This window comes from Streptomyces sp. NPDC058239, assembly GCF_042882185.1.
GTDB lineage: Bacteria > Actinomycetota > Actinomycetes > Streptomycetales > Streptomycetaceae > Streptomyces.
The window spans coordinates 159,474-179,634 of the sequence record NZ_JBHVWS010000005.1; the positions used below are offsets into that span (position 1 = coordinate 159,474).

Annotated in this window: 13 protein-coding genes; 5 read left to right on the top strand and 8 right to left on the bottom strand. The window is 69.7% G+C overall.

Translation table 11 applies throughout. The features are described 5' to 3' along the window. Positions 1–26 precede the first annotated feature (26 nt). Complete coding sequence (locus ACFVYE_RS09455) at positions 27–2,540, bottom strand: DEAD/DEAH box helicase (RefSeq protein WP_383961510.1); 2,514 nt, start codon at positions 2,538–2,540, stop codon at positions 27–29. Between the two features lie 139 nt (positions 2,541–2,679). Between ACFVYE_RS09455 and ACFVYE_RS09460 the strand changes: the two genes are divergently transcribed. After that, positions 2,680–3,471 carry a metal-dependent hydrolase gene (locus tag ACFVYE_RS09460; protein WP_383961507.1) on the top strand — a complete coding sequence of 264 codons (792 nt, stop codon included), beginning with the start codon at positions 2,680–2,682 and terminating at the stop codon, positions 3,469–3,471. A 54-nt stretch (positions 3,472–3,525) separates the two neighbouring features. Here ACFVYE_RS09460 and ACFVYE_RS09465 read toward each other — a convergent pair whose 3' ends face one another. Further along, complete coding sequence (locus ACFVYE_RS09465) at positions 3,526–4,584, bottom strand: LacI family DNA-binding transcriptional regulator (RefSeq protein WP_383961504.1); 1,059 nt, start codon at positions 4,582–4,584, stop codon at positions 3,526–3,528. A gap of 116 nt (positions 4,585–4,700) precedes the next feature. Here ACFVYE_RS09465 and ACFVYE_RS09470 point away from each other — a divergent pair, with 116 nt between their 5' ends. The 4 genes from ACFVYE_RS09470 to ACFVYE_RS09485 are packed head-to-tail and all read left to right on the top strand — an operon-like array spanning position 4,701 to position 8,716. Continuing rightward, positions 4,701–5,996, top strand: a complete 1,296-nt coding sequence (locus ACFVYE_RS09470) for an ABC transporter substrate-binding protein (RefSeq protein WP_389604858.1) — start codon at positions 4,701–4,703, stop codon at positions 5,994–5,996. Further along, positions 5,993–6,901 (top strand): carbohydrate ABC transporter permease, encoded by a 909-nt coding sequence (locus ACFVYE_RS09475; protein ID WP_383961498.1) that lies wholly within the window; start codon positions 5,993–5,995, stop codon positions 6,899–6,901. Before ACFVYE_RS09470 ends, ACFVYE_RS09475 begins: the two co-directional genes overlap by 4 nt. 4 nt (positions 6,902–6,905) lie before the next feature. Continuing rightward, positions 6,906–7,772 (top strand): carbohydrate ABC transporter permease, encoded by an 867-nt coding sequence (locus tag ACFVYE_RS09480; protein WP_383961495.1) that lies wholly within the window; start codon positions 6,906–6,908, stop codon positions 7,770–7,772. A 59-nt stretch (positions 7,773–7,831) separates the two neighbouring features. Further along, positions 7,832–8,716, top strand: coding sequence for a nucleoside hydrolase (locus ACFVYE_RS09485; protein WP_383961492.1), 885 nt, complete (start codon positions 7,832–7,834; stop codon positions 8,714–8,716). Positions 8,717–8,876: 160 nt separating this feature from the next. Here ACFVYE_RS09485 and ACFVYE_RS09490 read toward each other — a convergent pair whose 3' ends face one another. The 6 genes from ACFVYE_RS09490 to ACFVYE_RS09515 form a co-directional block, all read right to left on the bottom strand. Beyond that, positions 8,877–10,142 (bottom strand): protein kinase, encoded by a 1,266-nt coding sequence (locus tag ACFVYE_RS09490; RefSeq protein ID WP_389604861.1) that lies wholly within the window; start codon positions 10,140–10,142, stop codon positions 8,877–8,879. 13 nt (positions 10,143–10,155) lie between these two features. Further along, positions 10,156–13,734 carry a WD40 repeat domain-containing serine/threonine protein kinase gene (locus ACFVYE_RS09495; protein WP_389604863.1) on the bottom strand — a complete coding sequence of 1,193 codons (3,579 nt, stop codon included), beginning with the start codon at positions 13,732–13,734 and terminating at the stop codon, positions 10,156–10,158. After that, positions 13,734–14,381, bottom strand: coding sequence for a DUF7019 family protein (locus ACFVYE_RS09500; RefSeq protein ID WP_383961483.1), 648 nt, complete (start codon positions 14,379–14,381; stop codon positions 13,734–13,736). Before ACFVYE_RS09500 ends, ACFVYE_RS09495 begins: the two co-directional genes overlap by 1 nt. Before the next feature lie 375 nt (positions 14,382–14,756). Next, positions 14,757–16,538, bottom strand: a complete 1,782-nt coding sequence (locus ACFVYE_RS09505) for an ABC transporter ATP-binding protein (protein ID WP_389604866.1) — start codon at positions 16,536–16,538, stop codon at positions 14,757–14,759. After that, positions 16,535–18,445, bottom strand: coding sequence for an ABC transporter transmembrane domain-containing protein (locus ACFVYE_RS09510; RefSeq protein ID WP_383961478.1), 1,911 nt, complete (start codon positions 18,443–18,445; stop codon positions 16,535–16,537). Before ACFVYE_RS09510 ends, ACFVYE_RS09505 begins: the two co-directional genes overlap by 4 nt. A 195-nt stretch (positions 18,446–18,640) precedes the next feature. Beyond that, positions 18,641–20,095 carry a Gfo/Idh/MocA family protein gene (locus ACFVYE_RS09515; RefSeq protein ID WP_383961476.1) on the bottom strand — a complete coding sequence of 485 codons (1,455 nt, stop codon included), beginning with the start codon at positions 20,093–20,095 and terminating at the stop codon, positions 18,641–18,643. Between the last annotated feature and the right edge of the window lie 66 nt (positions 20,096–20,161).

The window sequence follows — 20,161 nt, forward strand, 5'->3', positions numbered from 1 at the left end:
GGGTGCCGTATGCATGGCGGGCGAGGTCACAGCTGGCCGACCGAGGTGACCCTGACGACCGCCCGGCCCTCTTCGTCGGAAGCCGCCAGATCGATCTCGGCGCTGATGCCCCAGTCGTGGTCGCCGTTCGGGTCGGCGAAGGTCTGCCGGACCCGCCACAGGCCGTGCGCGGCGTCCTCGTCGATCTTCAGCAGCTTCGGCCCGCGGGCGTCCGGACCGGTACCCAGATCCTCGTACTCGTCCCAGTAGGCGTCCATCGCCTCGCCCCACGCGTCCTCGTCCCACCCCGCGTCGCCGTCCAGCTCGCCGAGCGCGGCGACCTTGTCCAGCGCGGCCAGTTCCACCCGGCGGAACATCGCGTTGCGCACCAGCACCCGGAAGGCGCGGGCGTTGGCTGTGACCGGCTTCACCTCGTCGGCCCGCTCCTGCGCCTCCTCGGCGGTCTCCACCTCCGGGTTGGCGAGCTGCTCCCACTCGTCGAGGAGGCTGGAGTCCACCTGACGGACCATCTCGCCGAGCCAGGCGATCAGGTCCTCCAGGTCCTCGGACTTGATGTCGTCCGGGATGGTGTGCTCAAGAGCCTTGTACGCGCCGGCGAGATACCGCAGCACGATGCCCTCGGTGCGGGCCAGCTCGTAGTTGGAGGTGAACTCCGTGAACGTCATGGCGCGTTCGTACATGTCACGGATCACGGACTTCGGCGACACCGGGTGGTCGCCCACCCACGGGTGGCTCCTGCGGTACACGTCGTAGGCATGCCACAGCAGCTCGCTCAGTGGCTTCGGGTACGTGACGTCCTGGAGCAGCTCCATGCGCTCCTCGTACTCGATTCCGTCCGCCTTCATCTGCCCGACCGCTTCGCCGCGCGCCTTGTTCTGCTGGGCGGCGAGAATCTGCCGCGGGTCGTCGAGCGTCGACTCCACGACGGAGACCATGTCCAGCGCGTACGAGGGGGAGTCGGGGTCCAGCAGGTCGAACGCCGCCAACGCGAAGGTGGACAGCGGCTGGTTGAGCGCGAAGTCCTGCTGGAGATCGACGGTGAGCCGGACGATACGGCCCTCCGCGTCAGGCTTTTCGAGCTGCTCCACGACACCGCCGTCCAGCAGCGAGCGGTAGATCGCGATGGCCCGGCGGATGTGACGCAGCTGCGCCCTGCGCGGCTCGTGGTTGTCCTCCAGCAGATGCCGCATCGCCTCGAAGGCATTGCCGGGGCGCGCGATCACGGACAGGAGCATCGTGTGCGTGACCCGGAAGCGGGAGGTCAGCGGCTCCGGATCGGACTGGATCAGCTTGTCGAAGGTGGTTTCCGACCAGGCGACAAAGCCCTCGGGGGCCTTCTTGCGGACGACCTTGCGCTTCTTCTTCGGGTCGTCGCCCGCCTTCTTGACGGCCTTCTCGTTCTCGATGACGTGCTCGGGCGCCTGCGCCACGACGAAGCCCGCCGTATCGAATCCGGCCCGGCCCGCGCGGCCCGCGATCTGGTGGAACTCACGGGCGCGCAGCGTACGGACGCGGGTGCCGTCGTACTTGGTGAGCGCCGTGAACAGCACTGTGCGAATGGGTACGTTGACGCCGACGCCGAGGGTGTCGGTACCGCAGATCACCTTCAGCAGACCGGCCTGGGCGAGCTTCTCCACCAGGCGCCGGTACTTCGGCAGCATGCCCGCGTGGTGCACCCCGATGCCGTGGCGCACATAGCGGGAGAGATTCTGGCCGAACTTGGTGGTGAAGCGGAAGTTGCCGATGAGATCGGCGATCTTCTCCTTCTCCTCCTTGGTGCACATATTGATGCTCATCAGCGACTGCGCCCGCTCGACGGCCGCGGCCTGGGTGAAGTGGACGATGTAGACCGGTGACTGCCGGGTGTCCAGGAGTTCGGTGAGGGTCTCGGTGATCGGGGTCAGCCGGTACTCGTAGCTCAGCGGGACCGGCCGGGTCGCGGAGCGCACCACGGAAGTGGGGCGGCCGGTGCGGCGGGTCAGGTCCTCCTCGAACATCCTGACGTCACCGAGCGTGGCCGACATCAGGACGAACTGGGCCTGTGGCAGCTCCAGGAGCGGGATCTGCCAGGCCCAGCCCCGGTCCGGCTCGGCGTAGAAGTGGAACTCGTCCATCACGACCTGGCCGATGTCGGCGTACTTCCCGTCGCGCAGCGCGATGGAGGCCAGCACCTCGGCCGTGCAGCAGATCACCGGGGCGTCGGCGTTGACGGAGGCGTCGCCGGTGAGCATGCCGACGTTCTCCGTACCGAACAGCTTGCACAGGTCGAAGAACTTCTCCGAGACCAGCGCCTTGATCGGTGCGGTGTAGAAGGTGACCTTGTCCTGGGCCAGGGCGGTGAAGTGCGCAGCCGCCGCGACCAGGCTCTTTCCGGAGCCGGTCGGGGTGGAAAGGATCACATTCGCGCCGGAGACCACCTCGATCAGCGCCTCCTCCTGAGCGGGATAGAGGGTGATGCCCTGCGTCTTCGTCCATGACGAGAAAGCCTCGAAGAGGGCGTCGGGGTCGTCGGTCGGGGGCAGCTGATCGATAAGGGTCACGCCCCCCATCTTGCCTGCCTTCCGCCCGGATCAGGGAACCGGACGACCGCATGAAGATCACGGACGATACGCTGCCCACTCAACTCGGCCGTGCCTGGGCGGCAATGGCAGCAGGACAACTTTGGGGGCGGGAAGAACAATGATGGGACCGGCACACTCTCTGTCAGGGGCGGCGGCCTGGCTGGGGGTGGGCGCGGCGGCGGCCGCCGCCGGCCACGCGATGCCGTGGCCCGTCCTCGTCGTCGGTGCGCTGATCACCGCCGGAGCCGCGCTCGCCCCGGATCTCGACCACAAGTCCGCGACCATCTCGCGCGCCTTCGGGCCGGTCTCCCGGGGACTCTGCGAGATCGTCGACAAGCTCTCGCACGCCGTCTACAAGGCGACCCGGGGGTCCGGCGACCCGCGCAGGAACGGTGGCCACCGGACCCTGACACACACCTGGCTGTGGGCGGTCCTGATCGGCGCCGGGGCCTCTGCCGCGGCGATCACCGGCGGCCGGTGGGCGGTCCTGGCGATCCTCTTCGTCCACCTGGTGCTCGCCGTCGAAGGACTGCTGTGGCGGGCCGCCCGGATGTCCAGCGACGTCCTGGTGTGGCTGCTCGGCGCGACCAGCGCCTGGATACTGGCCGGCGTCCTGGACAAGCCGGGGAACGGCTCGGACTGGCTGTTCAGCGCCCCCGGCCAGGAGTATCTGTGGCTCGGGCTGCCGATCGTGCTCGGCGCCCTCGTCCATGACATCGGTGACGCGCTGACCGTCTCCGGCTGCCCGATCCTGTGGCCCATCCCGCTGGGCCGCAAGCGCTGGTACCCGATCGGGCCGCCGAAGGCCATGCGGTTCCGGGCCGGCAGCTGGGTGGAGCTGAAGGTGCTGATGCCGGTCTTCATGGTGCTCGGGGGAGTGGGCGGGGCGGCCGCGCTGAACTTCATCTGACCGCCGTGGTCCGACGGCTGTGGTCCGACGGCCGGGTTCAGGTCGTCGGAGCGATCAGGCCGACTCGCGGGGTACCAGGCGGTGGGCCAGGACGATCTCCCTGGCCGTTCCCGGACCGTCTCCGTCGAGCCGGTCGACCAGCAGCTGCGCGGCCGAACGGCCGATCTCCCGGGCCGGGTTGAGGACCGTGGTGAGGGCGGGGGAGACCAGTGAGGCCGCCTCGATGTCGTCGTACCCGGTGATCGCCACGTCGTGCGGCACCCGCAGCCCGGCGGCCCGCGCCGTGTCCAGCGCGCCGATCGCGATCAGGTCGTTGGCGCACACCACGGCGTCCGGCCGCTCCGCGGCGCTCAGCACGGTGGTGGCACCGGCCCGCCCGCCCTCGCGGGTGAAGCCGGTCCAGGCGACCAGTTCGCCGGGCACCGGCAGCCCGGCCGCCTCCAGGGCCTTGCGGTAGCCCGCGAAGCGTTCCTCGCCCGGCTCCACCCCCGGCGCACCACCGATGAAGGCGATACGCCGGTAGCCGAGGCCCACCAGATGGCTGACCAGGTCGTACATCCCCTCGGTCTCGGCCGCCCTGACCACATCGCCGAGCGCCGGCTCCAGCCGTCCGCCGAGCCGTACCAGTTTCGATCCCGAGGCCACGATCCGGTCCAGATCGCGCCGGGTGGCGCCGTATCGGCCGATCACGATGCCGTCGATACGGCGCGCAACCAGCTGCCGGATCACCGCCGGCAGGTGCGGGCCGTCCATCGGGGCCTCGCAGACCACCGTCAGATACTCGTGGGTCAATGCGATCTCCTGCATGCCCGCGGCGATCGAGGTGTTGAACGGGTTGGTGATGTCCGGGACGACCAGGCCCAGGGTGCGGGTGCGCTGGGTGCGCAGACCTCGCGCCGAGGGGTCGGCCTGGTAGCCGAGTCGCTGTATGACGTCCTCGACCCGGGCGCGTGTGGTGGCCGAGACCGGGCGGCGGCCGCTCAGCACATGGGAGACCGTGGTGACGCTGACGCCCGCTTCGGACGCCACATCCACGATCTTGATCCGGCTCCCGCCCTGCACCATCGGCCTCCCGTTGTCGTCCAGGATTGTTGTCCTGGTGTTCGAAGTCACTCTACCCATTGTGCAAAACGTTTTGTATGGTGCTCGCTATCGCGCCTGACATAGGCCGAGTCGGGTTATGCAAAACGATTTGGAGAACCGATGTCCATCGCAGGCCGGAGAGCCGTATGACGAGCTCTCCCAGCCGCAGAACCGTGCTCGGCGCCGCACTCGGCGCGGCGTCCACGGCGGCCCTGGCCGGCTGCTCGGGCGGCCGCCCCGCGGACGACAGAACAGCGGTACGGTTCCTCGGCCCGGAGACCCCCGAGACGTTCCGGGCGGTCATCCGAGGCTTCGAGCGCGCCAACCCCGACCTGCGGATCGACTACACCCCCGTGCCTCCCGACCAGCTCGGCGACGTCCTCCAGCTGCGGCTCTCCGCGAAGGACAGCGCGATCGACGTGTACACCGTCGACCAGCCCCGGGTACCTGCACTCACCGCCCGCGGCTTCCTCACCGACCTCGACCCGGTCGCGGACCGCACCAGGGCTGCCGTCACCCCCGAGCAGTACGGCGTCAGCTCCTGGCAGGGCAGGCTCCGCTCCCTGCCGATCTGGACCTCCACCCAGTACCTCTTCTACAACGCGGACCTGCTCACCAAGGCCGGCGCACCGCTCCCCGGAGGGGCCCCCGCAGACCGCTGGAGCTGGGAGCAGACCAAGAGCGTCGGCCGCCGGACGATGGACAGGGCAGGCGCCGACTATGCCCTGCTGCTGGAACAGACCGACCTCTATTACGGGCTCCAGCCGCTCATCGAGTCCCTGCACGGTGGCTCCGGCATCACCGGCAAGGACATGCTCACCCCCGCCGTCACCACCCAGGGCTGGATCGACGCCCTCGACTGGTACCGCACGCTCTTCGCCGACGGCTCGTCGCCGCGCGGCGTCCCCTCGTACCAGCTCTCCTCGCTCTTCACCTCGGGCCGGGTGCCGTTCTTCGTCGGCGGCCCGTGGAACCTCGGTGCCTTCGCCGGACTCAAGGACTTCGCCTGGGGCGCCGCGCCGCAGCCGAGGTTCGCCCACGGCCGCGCCGTCACCCCCACCGACTCCTGGTCCTGGGGTGTGAACCCGTACGCCGAACACCCCGACGCGGCACTGCGGTTCATGGAGTACGCCGCCCTGACCACCGACGGCAGCCTCGCGACCGTCGAGGCGTCCCCGCTCATCCCGTCGAACCGCAAGGCCTTCGACCGCTATGCGGCGGACCTGGAGCACAAGGCAACGAAGAGCACCGCCGACGTGGCCACGATCATGCGGTACGAACTCGCGCACACTGCCGTCAGCCGGCCGCGCAGCATCGGCTACACCCAGTTCGAGACCGTCATGGGCTCCGCTTTCTCCGACATCCGCAATGGCCTCGCAGTGGAACCCCGGCTGGCGAAAGCCTCCGGAGAACTGGTGCGCACCTGGGAGCGACTGCGATGACCACCACAACAACCCGCTCCCCGAAGCGCACACCGCGCCGCCCCACCTCGCAGGGCAGGACCGCCCTGTACTTCCTGGCGCCCGCACTGCTCGCCCTCGTGGTCCTGCGACTGCTGCCCGCCGCGATGGCACTCGTCAGCAGCCTGCGCCACCACAGCCTGGTCGACGGCGTCACCACCTTCGTCGGCTTCGACAACTACGCGGACCTCTTCGGCGACAGCCAGTTCTGGCAGAGCGTCCGCGTGACACTGCTGTTCAGCCTGGTCATCAACCCGCTCCAGGTACTGATCGCCCTCGGCCTCGCCGTGCTGCTGAACCGCCGTTTCGCGGGTGTCCGCTTCTGGCGGTCGCTGGTCTTCGCGCCCATTGCCGTGCCGCCGGCCGTCTCCGCGGTCATCTGGGGCATCCTCTACCGCCCCGAAGGGCCGCTCAACGCGATCCTCGGCACGATGGGCATTGGGCCGCAGCCCTTCCTCACCAGCTCGCAACAGGCACTCTTCGCGCTCATCGTGCTGATGTCATGGGTAGGCGTCGGCTACTGGATGATGTTCCTCATCGCCGGGCTGCAGGACATCCCGCAGGAGTGCTACGACGCGGCCGCCGTCGACGGCGCCTCCGCCTGGCAGCGGTTCGTCCATGTCACGCTGCCGCTGCTGCGCCGCCCGCTCGCCTTCGTACTGGTCGCCGACACCGTCTCCAACTTCCTGGTGTTCGCCCCCGTGCAACTGCTGACCCGCGGCGGTCCCGACGGCTCGACCAATCTCATGATGTACGACGTGTTCCGCCGCGCATACAGCGTCGGCGACATCAACTTCGCCCAGGCCGAAGTGGTGGTGCTCGTCGCGATCACCCTCGCGGTCGTCGCCGTCCAGTTCCGGATGATGCAGGGCAAGGGCGAGGAGTGAATCGATGAAGACAACGACCGCCCCCCAGCAGCCGACGGGACGCCGCCCCTCCGCGCTGAGGCACATGCCGCTCGCCACCGCCGTCGTCATCGGCGTGCTCTTCGCCCTCCCGCTCCTGTGGGTGCTCACCGGATCGCTCCGCCCCGGCGACAAGGTCCTGGCCGGACTCGACCGGCTCTCCTGGGACAGCCTGATCCCGACCGACGCCACGCTGCACAACTATGTGACGCTCTTCCAGGGCGACTTCGGCCGCGCCGTGCTCAACTCCATCGGCGTGGCAGCCGCCACCGTCCTGCTCGGGCTGCTGCTCTCCGCAATGGCCGCGTTCGCGCTCTCGGTGTTCCAATTCCGCGGCCGCGGCCTCGTCTTCGCCGTGATCCTGCTCAGCTTCATGATCCCGTTCGACGCCATAGCGATCCCGCTCTCGGACATCTTCCGCGACTGGGGCCTGCAGAACACCTACACCGGACTGATCCTGCCCGGCATCGGCAACGGCCTGGCGATCTTCCTGCTGCGCCAGTTCTTCCTGGCCATCCCGCGCGAACTCGTCGAGGCCGCCCGGATGGACGGGCTCGGCTGGTGGGGCATCTTCCGGAAGGTCTACGTGCCCCTGTCGTGGCCCGCCTTGATCGGCGCCGGACTCACCCTGTTCACCTTCCAGTGGCAGTCCTACATGTGGCCGCTGCTCGTCGGCACCGAACCGGACAAACAACTCGGCCCGATCGCCCTCGGCACCCTTCAGGGCCAGATGGTCGTCGACTACGGCCAGGTGTTCGCCGCCGCCGTCGTCCTGACCGTCATCCCGCTCGTCGTCCTGCTGCGCCTGCAGCGGTATTTCACACAGTCGATCGCGGGCAGCGGTCTGAAGTGACGGCCGCTGAACCGACCGCCAGAACACCGAAACCCATCCCCACCGACCCGAGGAACACCGTGAACCACCCCCCCGCCGACATCCTCCTCGACACCGACATCGGCAGCGATGTCGACGACGCGCTCGCCCTCGGTGTGCTGCTCGGCTCACCCGAGGCCCGGATCACCGGAATCACCACCGTCTACGGCGACACCCTGCTCCGGGCCCGCCTCGCGCACCGGCTCGGCGCTCTCGCCGGACACGACCTCACCGTTGTCCCCGGAGCCACCGAGACCCTCTCCGGCAAGGAGGTCTGGTGGGCCGGACACGAGGGCAGGGCCTTCACCGACCTGGAGACCGAGCCGGTACGCGACACCGTCGCCGCCGACCGCTTCCTCGTCGACTCCGTTCTCGCCCGGCCCGGCGCGAGCGATGTCATCGCCATCGCCCCGCTCGCCAACATCGCCCGCGCGATCAGGCTCGACGACCGCTTCGCCGCAGGCGTACGCACCCTCTACATGATGGGCGGCAGCTTCGGGCCCGGAGCCAAGGCTGAGCACAACATCCTCAGCGACATCACGGCCGCCCGTGCCGTCTTCGGCTCCGGCATCCGCACCGTCGTCACCGGCCTGGACATCACCACGCGGCTGCGCATCGAACAGCCCGGCATCGAAGCGATCCGTGAGGCCGGCGCGTACGGGGCGGCGCTCGCCCGCGAGATCGACGCCTGGACCGGCTTCACCGGCGAACCGTGGAGCGTCCCGCACGACCCGATCACCGCGCTCTCCCTGCTGCGCCCCGACCTCTACACCACCGAACGCGGCACGGTCGAGGTCACCGACGAAGGGCTGACCGTCTTCACGGGCGATCCGGACGGCAATGTGGACCTCGTCGTGGACGCCGACGTGGAGGCCGTCGCGGAAGAGATCGTCGCCCGTATCGTCCGGGCCTCGCGGCGCGACTGAGGAGCCGTCGGGCGCAGCGAAACCCGGAACCGGCTGCGTTCACGAGTCTGTACGGGTGACCTCAGGGCAGGGCTTCGGCGTAGTCGGGTGGCGTCCGATCGCAGATGCCCACGCAGAGGCCGCGACCCTCGGCCTCTCCGGTCGCAGCGGAGGGCGCGCCTCACATGGCCTCACGGATCGCGCTCCGAAGGTCGGAGGCGGTGGTCGGAGTGATCCGGGGCCGGTCGACGAGGGCGGCGTCGATCAGCTCGGCGAGCCGCCGGGGGAGAGAGGGCAATCGGTCACGTACCGGCACCGGCTTCTCGCGCAGGACGACGGCGACCGGGTCGGTGCCGGGCGGGAAGTCACGTGGGGCCGAGCCGGTGAGCATCCAGTACAGGCAGGCTGTCACGGCCCACAGATCGACCTCCGGGCGAGCGTACTTGAAGTCGATCACCTGGCCGCGCGGCATGAAGGCCAGGCTTCCGCCCATCGCGCCGGTCAGGGTGTGCCCGGACAGTCCGGCGCTGTCGAACGCCTTGGCCAGGCCGAAGTCCGCAATCTTGAGTGTCATCCGCTCCCGGTCGCCGGCGAGCAGCAGATTCTGCGGTTTGATGTCGCGATGCACCAGCCCGTGACTCACGGTGTCGGTCCCGTCGGGGAGTCGTACGGGTACCTCCGCGGCGTGCGCGTATTCAAGGCCGCGCAGCGTCTGCAGGGTGATCGCCAGCGCATGTTCGACGCTCAGTCTGCCGCCGGCCCGGACGACCCGGTCGGCGACACTGCCCCAACGGCAGAACTCGCAGGTGAAGTAGAGCATGCTGCCGTGCACGCCGCCACCGTGAAAGGCGACCACATTGCGGTGCCGCAGGGCCCGCGTGCAGGCGAACTCGCGCAGGAACCCGTCGCGGGCCGCCCGGCTGACGGAACCATGGGCCAACAGCGTTTTCAAGGCGAGGAGTTCACCGGTCTCCTCCCGGCGGGCGAGGTGGACGACGCCCTGCCCGCCACGGCCGAGCTCCTGGAGCAGTTGGTAGCCGCGGATCGCGGTGAGGTCGCTTTCGCCCGCCTCCGCGGCGGCCAGCAGCGTGTGCAGGGCGTCGGCGGGGTCCTGGCGGGCATCGGGCACGGTCGCGGGCTTCGCGTCGGTGACCGTGACCAGCAGGAGCGCATTTCCGAGGCGGATCTCGTCTCCATCGGTCAGCTCCCAGGCTGCTGGGCTCCCCTTCAGCGGCCTCCCGTTGACGTACGTGCCGTTGCGGCTGCCGAGATCCTTCACCCGCAGGTGCGGAGGACTGACGTCGAACATGCAGTGGTGGCGGGAGACCTTCTTCTCGCTCCGGGCCAGCCGGATGCCGCATTCCTCGCCGCGTCCGACCAGGCAGGTGGTGCGGCGGGTGAAGGTGTGGACCTCGGTGGACGAACCGGCGCGGACGGTCAACGACACCGAGGGAGGCACGCTACCCGCGGCCTTCCCCGCCGGGTGACGACTGCAGCGTGAAGTCGAAGTCCCAGTTGAGCTCCCACCCCCGGACAGTGCCGTCGTAGTCGCCGCTCACCAGCCGGTGGTCGTCTTCGCTGAGGGCCAAGGTGTGCACCTTGCTCCGATGTCCCTCCAGAGTGCGCAGCAGGCGGCCGGTGTCCAGGTCCCAGACGCGGATCTGCCGCCCGCGGACGCCGGTCACGGCGAACCGGCCCTCGCCGGTGAGGGCGAGCGCCGTGGTCTCGCCCGCGTCGGGGATCGATCGCAGGACGCGACCCGTGGCGAGGTCGAACACGGTCAGCGTCGAGTAGTCGGCGGTCACTCCCCGTCGGCTGTCGGCGCTGGTCGCCAGAATGTGTTCGTTGTTGATGCCCTCCACCGAGTAGAGTTGCCGGCCCGTCAGGGTGTCGAAGGCCCACAGGCCGTGGCCGCCGTAGTCCAGCAGTGTTCGGCCGTCAGGGCTGAAGCCCAGGCCGAGTCCGGGAGGCCGCTCGGTGCGATTCCACAGCTGCTCGCCCGATCGCAGATCCCACAGGCAGATCTCGTCCTCATGGCGGTACCAGGTCTCGGACACAGCCCCGCGGGTATGGGCCCTCGACGCCGCGAACCGGCCGTCGACGCTGATGGCGACCGCGACCACAGCATGGCGATGGGACGTGACGGTGCCCCAACGCGCATTGACCGTGCGCTGCGCCCTGTCGATCTCCAGATCGCACCAGCGCAGTTCGCCGCTGCTCTCGCCGGTGAGCACCCGGTCCCCCGCCGGAGTCATCGCCATCGCTTCGACCTTGCCGGTGCTCGACAGGGGGTAGGCGCAGTCGCCGACGAGATCGAGCAAGGAGACGTTCCGGTGGTGCTTGTCGTGGATGACGGCCGCCTGGTCGTCGCCGGTCAGAAGGAGGGTCGTCGCCGACCCGACATCCCAGGTGAATTCGGCGAATCGTCGGCCGTCGGCCGCATTCCAGACGTCGATCGGTCCCTCGAGCCGGACAGTGGCGAAGTAGTTGCCGGACCGGCTGAGCGCCAGTGTGAGCGGATCGGGGAAGTGCCCGGCCCCGTCGAGGTCGAAACCCGACCACGCGCCGCGCAGCCCCGTCCGGCGCCCGTGCCGGCCCACATGTCTCCAGACGTCCCGCAGTTCGGGGTGCCGCTCGAAGCCGGGAACCGCCTCCGCGGCCCGCAGACAGTCCGCGCCCTGCGCGAACCGCCCCTGGCGTGCGAGCCCGAGTGCCTGCTCCATCCGGGCCCGGAACCGCTCGCCGTGGTCGGTCAGTTCCTCTGCGGCCTTGGGACGGGCATAGGCCCAGGGGGCCCGGTAGCCGACCGACGGCATCGGCTGCACGCGGATCGCCTCGTACAGACCCAGAACAGCGGTGCGGCCGTCGGCACTGACAGCGGCGGATCGGGCGAATGTCGTGTCGTCCGCGCGGTCCGGATCCTCGGATTCGAGCGTGCGCAGGCAGCGGCCGGTCAGCGGTTCCCACATGCACACCGGTACGCCGCTGATTCCCACGACCGCGAGGGAGCCGCTCGGGGCGAGCGCACTGATGTCCACGTGCCGGAGGTGGTGCCGTACCTCGGCGACGACACGGCTTGTCCGGGAGTCCCACAGGACCATCGGTCCTTCGGCCCAGATCTGCAGCGCGTGCCGCGCGTCGGCCGAGAGCGCGCTGCCGTAGTGGACCGCCCCCCAGGACCCGTGTCCCCGCTCGTCCGACGGCGCGGTCAGAACCGCATGACACCGTCCGCCGGCGACGTCCCAGACGCGGACCGTCTGATCTTGCGACATGTCGGACGAGGCGGACAGTGCGACGGCGCCGTCGACGCTCAGGCTCATGGCGTCCACGGGCCCTCCATGGCCCCGCACCCGCCACAGGGTCTCCCCGGTGCGGAGGTTCCAGAACTGCAAGGTTCCGTCAGAGTGACCGGTGGCGGCGACCGTACCGTCACCGCTGAGCGCGACCGCGGTGACGGACGCGGTTTCGATCCCGTCCGGCAGTGGCACCCGCTCGCCGCGGGTGAGGTCCCACATCTCCAACGGAGCCTCGCCGCGGACCACCAGGCCGGTCAGGCCCTCGGCGTCGACGGCGGTTGCGACGACATTGGCGCCATCGGGGGTCAGCTCGTGCAGGCAGCGGCCGCTGTCCGCCGCCCACAGGCGTACGCCTCCGTGGTAGTCGCCGGCCAGAACCCGGCGCCCGTCGGCGGTCACGGCCACCGCGGTGACGCTGTTGACGTGCCCGGTGAGGACGACCGGCCGCAGGCCGGGACGGCGCTCCGCCTCGGCCAGAGCCTCGGTGATCTCCGCCGAATCCGGCTCCTCACGTGCGGCCTCTCGCAGCAGTTCGACGGCCCGCTCCCGGTCGTCGCGCTCGAGGTGGACGAATCCCAGCAGGCGGCCGGCGAGCCGGGCGTCCCCGCCGACGTCCCGGACGGCCTCCAATTCGGCGACCAGCTCCAGGTCGGTCTTGTCTCCCTTGCGCCACAGGTACAGGCCGTAGTTGAAGCCGGCGATCGGATGGTGGGGGTCGGCTGCGATCGCCTCCCGCCACAGTGCCTCCGCCTCCTCGGCGCGTCCCAGGTCGAGCAGGGACAGTGCCTGGTTGGACAGCCCGTCGGCCAGCAGCCCGACAGCCTGCGGCGCTCTCCGGGGGAACGGCGTGCCCGTGAGGTCGCCGTACAGACCACCGAGGACGCCGGCGAGATCTCCCAGAGTCGGGCGGGCCTCGGGGGTGGTCACGAAGCACTGGCGCAGCAACCCGACGACCGCCGGGGGCACGGTGGGCACCCGGGCGTCGGCCGGCCCGCCCGCCATCAGTTCATCGAGCGCTTCGGCAGCGGCCTGGCCGTGCCGGGTCGGGCGCCGGCCGGTGAACAGCTCCAGCACGGTGAGCGCCCATGACCACACGTCGGTTGCGGACGTCAGCCGGATCTCCCGCCGCCCGGTGGCGGCGAGTGCCTGCTCGGGGGAGCAGTAGGCGGGCGTCATCCCGCCGAAGGTGACGTCGGGCGGCGGGCCGTGCGGGGTTTTGTCGCGGGCCGGGCGCATCCCGGCCAGGCCGAAGTCGGTGACCTTGGCGGTGCCGTCGGGTTCGAGCATCACGTTCGCGGGTTTGACGTCCTGGTGGACCAGCCCGGCGGCGTGCGCGTGGTCCAGGCCCCATGCGATCTGCACGGCGATGTCGAGGATCCGCCGCAGGGCGGTGACCGGGCCGCCCTCGTAGAGCCTGCCGTCGGTGACGGCCTCGGCGAGGCTGCCGCCGTCCACCCACTCGGCGAAGACTCGGGGCAGCCCGTCGACGGTCCGGACGTACGAGCAGTTGACCGTGTGCGGGTGCAGCCCGAGACCGACCCAGGTGCCCGCCTCCGCCTCGAACCTGCGTCTGCCCCCGGCCGAGGCGACCAGTTCCGGGCGGGGTGTCTTCACCGCGAGGTCGACGTTCCAGCCGCGGTGCCGCACACGGTGGACCACGCCCATACCGCCGCTGTGTACGACGTCCAGCACCTCGTACAGGTCGAGGATCACCTCGCCGGGCTGCCAGCTCTGCGGTGCCATCAGTCGGCCATGGCGACGTACAGAGGACTGCCCAGGAGTACCCGCATGTCCGGACGGGGGTCCAGTTCGGGGTACGGGCTGGCGCCCTCCAGCAGGCGCCGGGCCACGAATTCCACGGACTGCGCCGGACCGCGCAGAAGGCGTCCGGCGGAGTGCACCCAGGCCAGTGCCGACGGGTCAGAGGGCATCTCGACGCCGTCAGCGGCGAAGGCCGCGGCGAGACCCGCGAGCAGTGACGGCATCGAGGACGCCGCGAACACCGGATCCTGCGGAGCGCTCCCGCCGAGCACATGGCTGCCGGCTCCACCGAGCCCGACAATCGTCCGCGCGGTCCGGCCGCCGAAGTACACCGACGACCCACCGCCCTCGCCGCGCAACGGCCCCCACTGCATCGGCAGGGTGCCGCGGAAATAGGGACCTGGATCGTCCACCGACCCTGTCTGTTCGTGCTCGCGCAGGTGCTCGAGCACCCGCTCCAGCCTGGCCACCCGGTCCGGCGCGGACGCCTCGACACTGCGCTTGAAACTGAAGAGCTTCAAGCTCATGCCGGCCTCTGTGGTGCGTCGACCGGCGAAGGACGGGTCGATCTGCGAGAGCAGCATGTCGACCTTGGCGTCGCTGATGTAGAGGTAATAGCGAATCGACACCCCGGCAGGCTATCGCTGTCCCATCTCTCCTGACCCGGTTTTATCGAGGAGAAGACTCGCCAGGCCTCATCGGTGAGTCCTTGGCCATTTGCCGTGGACGGAGTGAAAACTCCGCCATGGCAAATGGCCATGTGAAGACCGCGAACCGCGAGCCCTGAAGGGGATCTTGCGCACCGACCCGTCGTAGTAGCGGATCGGTGCCGTCGGTGCGTGCCTCCCGCTGGATCGGACCGGACTCCTGACGGCCATGCTGTGCACCGTAGTTACTGAACGTCGTCAGTGGCCGCAGCACCCCGAAATTGCCCATCTGCTGTCCATTTCACGCGTGCACTGTCCATCGAGACGCAGAACCTGCACAGAGGCGCGCAGGCCTTCTCAGCCGTGCCAGGAGCGCCACAGCGCCGCATAGGCGCCGTCCGCCGCCACCAGCTCGTCGTGACTGCCCAGCTCACTGATCCGGCCGCTTTCCACCACCGCGATCACATCCGCGTCGTGTGCGGTGTGCAGCCGGTGGGCGATCGCCACGACCGTGCGACCGTCCAGCACCCGGGCCAACGAACGCTCCAGGTGCCGTGCGGCCCGCGGGTCCAGCAACGACGTCGCCTCGTCCAGCACCAGCGTGTGCGGATCGGCCAGGACCAGCCGGGCCAGCGCGATCTGCTGGGCCTGAGCCGGCGTCAGCGCCAGGCCGCCGGAGCCGACCTCGGAGTCCAGCCCCTCCTCCAGGGCCCTTGCCCAGCCGTCCGCGTCGACCGCCGCGAGCGACGCCCACAGCTCGGTGTCCCCGGCGCCGGCACGGGCCAGCAGGAGGTTGTCCCGCAGCGAACCGACGAACACATGGTGCTCCTGGTTGACCAGCGCCACGTGCGTACGTACGCGCTCCGCCTTCATCCGTGACAACTCCGCGCCACCGAGCGTGACTTCACCCGTACGCGGGGCGTAGATCCCGGCCAGCAGCCGGCCCAGCGTGGACTTGCCGGCACCGGACGGGCCGACCAGCGCGAGGCGCGTACCCGGTGCGACGTCCAATGACACCTTGTGCAGGACGTCGAGCCCGGCGCGGTAGCCGAAGTGCACCTCGTCCGCCCGGACATCACGGCCGTCCGGGACGACCTCCGCATCGCCCGCGTCCGGCTCGATGTCCCGTACGCCGACCAGCCGGGCCAGCGACACCTGCGCGACCTGCAACTCGTCGTACCAGCGCAGGATCAGGCCGATCGGGTCGACCATCATCTGCGCCAGCAGCGCACCCGTCGTCAGCTGCCCCACGGTCAGCCAGCCCTCGATGACGAACCAGCCGCCGAGCATCAGCACCGCGCCGAGAATCACCACATAGGTGACATTGATGACGGGGAAGAGCACGGAACGCAGGAAGAGCGTGTACCGCTCCCACGCCGTCCACTCCTTGATCCGCCGGTCCGACAGCGCCACCCGGCGCGCACCCAGACGGTGGGCCTCCACGGTCCGTCCGGCATCCACGGTCTCCGCGAGCATCGCCGCGACCGCCGCATATCCGGCGGCCTCCGAACGGTACGCGGACGGCGCCCGCCTGAAGTACCAGCGGCAGCCGAGGATCAGGACGGGCAGGGCGACCAGAACCGAGAGGGCCAGCGGCGGAGCCGTCACGGCGAGTGCGGTCAGGAGCAGCCCCGCCCACACCACACCGATCGCCAGCTGCGGCACGGCCTCGCGCATCGCGTTGGCCAACCGGTCGATGTCCGTGGTGATCCTGGAGAGCAGATCACCGGTCCCGGCCCGCTCCAGCACGCCCGGCGGCAGCCCGACCGACCGTACGAGGAAGTCCTCGCGCAGATCGGCCAGCATCTCCTCACCGAGCATCGCGCTGCGCAGGCGCATCATCCGGGTGAACACGGTCTGCACGATCAGCGCGAGCGCGAACACCCCGGCGGTGCGCTCCAGATGCAGGTCGGTGACGCCGTCGGAGAGGTCCTCGACCAGCCCGCCGAGCAGATACGGGCCGACGATCGAGGCGATCACCGCGATGGCGTTGAACGAGATGAGCACGGTGAACGGCCTGCGGTGGCGCCGCAGCAGCTCACGTACGTAGCTCCGTACGGTGGTGGGGGTGCCGACCGGCAGGGTCGTCGCCGACTCCGGTGCGGCCGGGTCGTACGCCGGTTCTGCGACGCGGGTCATGCCCGTTCCTCGATTTCCTCGGTCGTCCTGATCCTCTTGATCGCGTCCTGAGAGGTCAGGACCGCGATTTCGTCGTCCGTCTCGCGCGTCACGACTGCCCGGTAGCGGGGGTCCGTGTGCAGGAGTTCACGGTGTGCGCCGACCGCGACGACCGCGCCCCGGTGCACCAGCACCACCCGGTCCGCGAGGTCGAGCAGCAGCGGTGACGAGGCGAACGCCACGGTCGTGCGGCCCTGGCGCAGTGCCTTGATTCCGGCGGCGACCCGGGCCTCCGTGTGCGAGTCGACGGCGGAGGTCGGCTCGTCGAGAACCAGTGCCTCCGGGTCGGTCACCAACGAGCGGGCCAGTGCGAGCCTCTGGCGCTGGCCGCCCGAGAGCGACCGGCCGCGTTCGGTGATGCGTGTCGTCATCGGGTCGCCGTCCGTGGCGACGGACGCCTGCGCCAATGAGTCCAGCACATCGCCGCACTGGGCGGCGGACAGTGCGTCCTCGGCGGCCACCCGGCCGGACGACGGAACGTCGAGCAGCTCGCGCAGCGTGCCGGAGAGCAGTACCGGGTCCTTGTCCTGGACCAGTACGGCGGTCCGCGCCGAGTCCAGCGGGAGTTCGTCCAGCGGTACGCCACCGAGCAGGACGGACGGGGTCTTCTGCTCGGTTCTGGCGTCGTCCGTGGAGTCGCGCGCTCCGCTCTCCGTCGAATCCTTGGCCCGGTTCCCGTTCCCGTTCGCGTTCCCGACCTCGTCCGAGTCCGCGTCTGCATGCGCGTGTCCGCCGAGACGCTCGGCCAGCCGGCCCGCCTCGTCCGGATCTCCGCAGACCACCGCGGTGAACAGGCCGGCCGGGGCCATCAGCCCGGTGACCGGGTCGTACAGATCGCCGGTCGGTGTTGCGTCGACGGTCGACGGCCGGTCCGTGCGGTGCAGCGACAGCACCCGGACCGCGCGCTGGGCGGAGGGCCGCGAGAAGGAGTACGCCATCGCGATCTCCTCGAAGTGGCGCAGCGGAAACAGCAGCAGTGACGCCGCGCTGTACACCGTGACCAGCTGACCGACCTCGATCCGGCCGTCGCGGGCCAGCGTCGCGCCGTACACGACGAGCGAGATGAGCAGCACGCCCGGCAGAAGCACCTGGATCGCCGAGATCAGCGACCACATCCGCGCGCTGCGCACCGCGGCCTTGCGGACCTCCTGCGAGGCGCGCCGGTAGCGGCCCAGGAACAGCTCCTCGCCGCCGATCCCGCGCAGTACCCGCAGCCCGGCAACGGTGTCCGAGGCCAGTTCGGTGGCCTTGCCCGCCTTTTCGCGCTGGAGGTCGGCGCGCCGGGTGGCCCGGGGGAGCAGCGGCAGCACGGCCAGTGCCAGCAACGGCATGGCGAGTGCCACCAGGACGCCCAGCGAAGGCAGATAGAGGATGAGCCCCACGCAGATCAGTACGAGGGCGGCAGCGGCCGCCGCGAAGCGGGAGAGCGCCTCGACGAACCAGCCGATCTTCTCGACGTCGCCGGTGGACACCGCGACGACCTCGCCCGCGGCGACCCGGCGGGTCAGCGCCGCGCCGAGCTCCGCGGTCTTACGGGCCAGCAGCTGCTGAACGCGCGCGGCGGCAGTGATCCAGTTGGTGACGGCGGTCCGGTGGAGCATGGTGTCGCCCAGCGCGATCAGCACACCCAGGACGGCGATCAGGCCGCCCGCCCACGCGAGCCGGCTGCCGGAACGGTCGACGACCGCCTGCACGGCGAAGCCGACGGCAGGCGGCAGCCCGGCAAGGGAGCACTGGTGCAGAAGGCCCCAGGACATGGACTTGAGCTGGCCGCCCAGCTGATTGCGGCCGAGCCAGAACAGGAAGCGTGGGCCTGACCGGACATCGGGATCGCCTGGATCCGGGTACGGAAGATCGCGAATCTGCATGACGTCCCATGGTTCGGTGTGCGTCGGTTTGTTCGGTGAATGACTCAAACCGTGCAAGGTTCGCCCCAGGACGTCCGTCGGAGCAATTGGTTTTCTCCAGGAACGGCACTTATCGCGCCATGGTCACGATGCGGGCGGGGGAGCTGCTGCGGGGCCGGTTCGACCGGAGGCCCCGCAGCCCGTCGTGCCGGCCCGTCAGGCCTTTTCCGGATTCTCCGAGTCCATGCCGGAGCGGGCCTTCTTCCACTCACCGCGGGTGAAGTCCGGAATCTGCTGCGGCGCGCCCTTCGCCTTGATGGACAGATGGCTGAGCGGAACGGGTGACGTCCAGGTCGCCGCGTCGTACACATCGAAGTCGGGGACGAGGCCGAGCCGCATGCACTGCATCAGCCGGAACACCAGCATGTAGTCCATACCGCCGTGACCGCCGGGCGGGTTGGCGTGTTCCTTCCACAGCCAGTGGTCCCACTCGGCGTACTTGGCGAAGTCACCCCAGTTGTCGTCCGTGTGGTCGGGCTCGATGTAGATACGGGCCGGGTAGTCCTCGAAGACACCCTTCGTACCGCCGAGACTGTTGATCCGCGAGTACGGATGCGGAGTGGACACATCGTGCTCCAGTCGGATGACCCGTCCCTTGGCGGTCTGGACGAGACTGATCGTCCGGTCGCTCTCGATATAGGTCTCCTTCCAGCTCGGATCACCGGCCGGCATGTTCTTCTCGCGGTACTCGGCGAGCCCCAGGGACGGGGATCCGACACTGGTGATGCTCACCGCACGGTCGCCACGGTTGATGTCCATGTAGTTGGCGACCGGACCGAACCCGTGGTTGGGGTAGAGATCGCCCCGCAACCGGGTGTGCCAGAGCCTGCGCCAGGGACCTTCGTAGTACCCCGGGTCGAACATCAGGCCGCGCAGATCGTGGTTGTACGCGCCCGCGCCGTGCAGCAGATCGCCGAAGAGACCGGCATGCGCCATGCGCAGCACCCGCATCTCGTTCTGCCCGTAACAGCAGTTCTCCAGCTGCATGCAGTGGCGTCTGGTGCGCTCGGAGAGGTCGACCAACTCCCAGAGCTGGTCGAGCTGGAGAGCGATCGGACACTCCACGCCGACATGCTTGCCGTTCAGCATGGCGGTTTTCGCCATCTCGAAGTGGAAGTCCCAGGGCGTCGCCACATAGACGAAGTCGATGTCCCCGCGCTTGCAGAGATTTTCGTAGTCGTCCTCGCCGTTGGTGTAGACGGCGGGCGCCGGCTGGCCGGCGGCTGTCACCTTCGCCGCCGCCCGTTCGGCCTTGGCCTTGACCGGGTCGCACACGGCGACGACCTGTACGCCGGTGACGGCGAGAAATAGATCGATCATGCTGCCACCGCGGTTGCCGAGGCCGACGATGCCGACCCGGACGGTGGAGCGCCGGTCGAACGGCACCCCAACCATGGTGCGCCCCTGGCGCTTCGGAGCGACCGCCTGTCCCGCGGCAGTGGCCTCCGGGCTCCGGGTGGGAGCGGCAGCGGCCGCGGTGCCGCTGCTGAGACCGGCGAGTCCGAGCCCGGCACCGGCCGCCGAGGCGGTCGTCCACAGGACCGAGCGGCGGCTCATCGAGCCTTCGTCGCCGTCCTGCGTACCGTCGTCCTGCTGTGCTGCGTCGTTCATCGATCCTCCAGAAGGGGGGTCTGACGTGCGCGGCTGGTGAATGAACCTCGGTAAGGACCTTGGTAG

Bases quoted from the DNA above. Each gene is read 5' to 3' on its own strand.
- ACFVYE_RS09460 (WP_383961507.1), top strand. From the start codon at position 2,680: ATGATGGGACCGGCACACTCTCTGTCAGGGGCGGCGGCCTGGCTGGGG.
- ACFVYE_RS09470 (WP_389604858.1), top strand. From the start codon at position 4,701: ATGACGAGCTCTCCCAGCCGCAGAACCGTGCTCGGCGCCGCACTCGGC.
- ACFVYE_RS09475 (WP_383961498.1), top strand. From the start codon at position 5,993: ATGACCACCACAACAACCCGCTCCCCGAAGCGCACACCGCGCCGCCCC.
- ACFVYE_RS09480 (WP_383961495.1), top strand. From the start codon at position 6,906: ATGAAGACAACGACCGCCCCCCAGCAGCCGACGGGACGCCGCCCCTCC.
- ACFVYE_RS09495 (WP_389604863.1), bottom strand. From the start codon at position 13,734: ATGGCACCGCAGAGCTGGCAGCCCGGCGAGGTGATCCTCGACCTGTAC.
- ACFVYE_RS09505 (WP_389604866.1), bottom strand. From the start codon at position 16,538: ATGACCCGCGTCGCAGAACCGGCGTACGACCCGGCCGCACCGGAGTCG.
- ACFVYE_RS09510 (WP_383961478.1), bottom strand. From the start codon at position 18,445: ATGCAGATTCGCGATCTTCCGTACCCGGATCCAGGCGATCCCGATGTC.
- ACFVYE_RS09515 (WP_383961476.1), bottom strand. From the start codon at position 20,095: ATGAACGACGCAGCACAGCAGGACGACGGTACGCAGGACGGCGACGAA.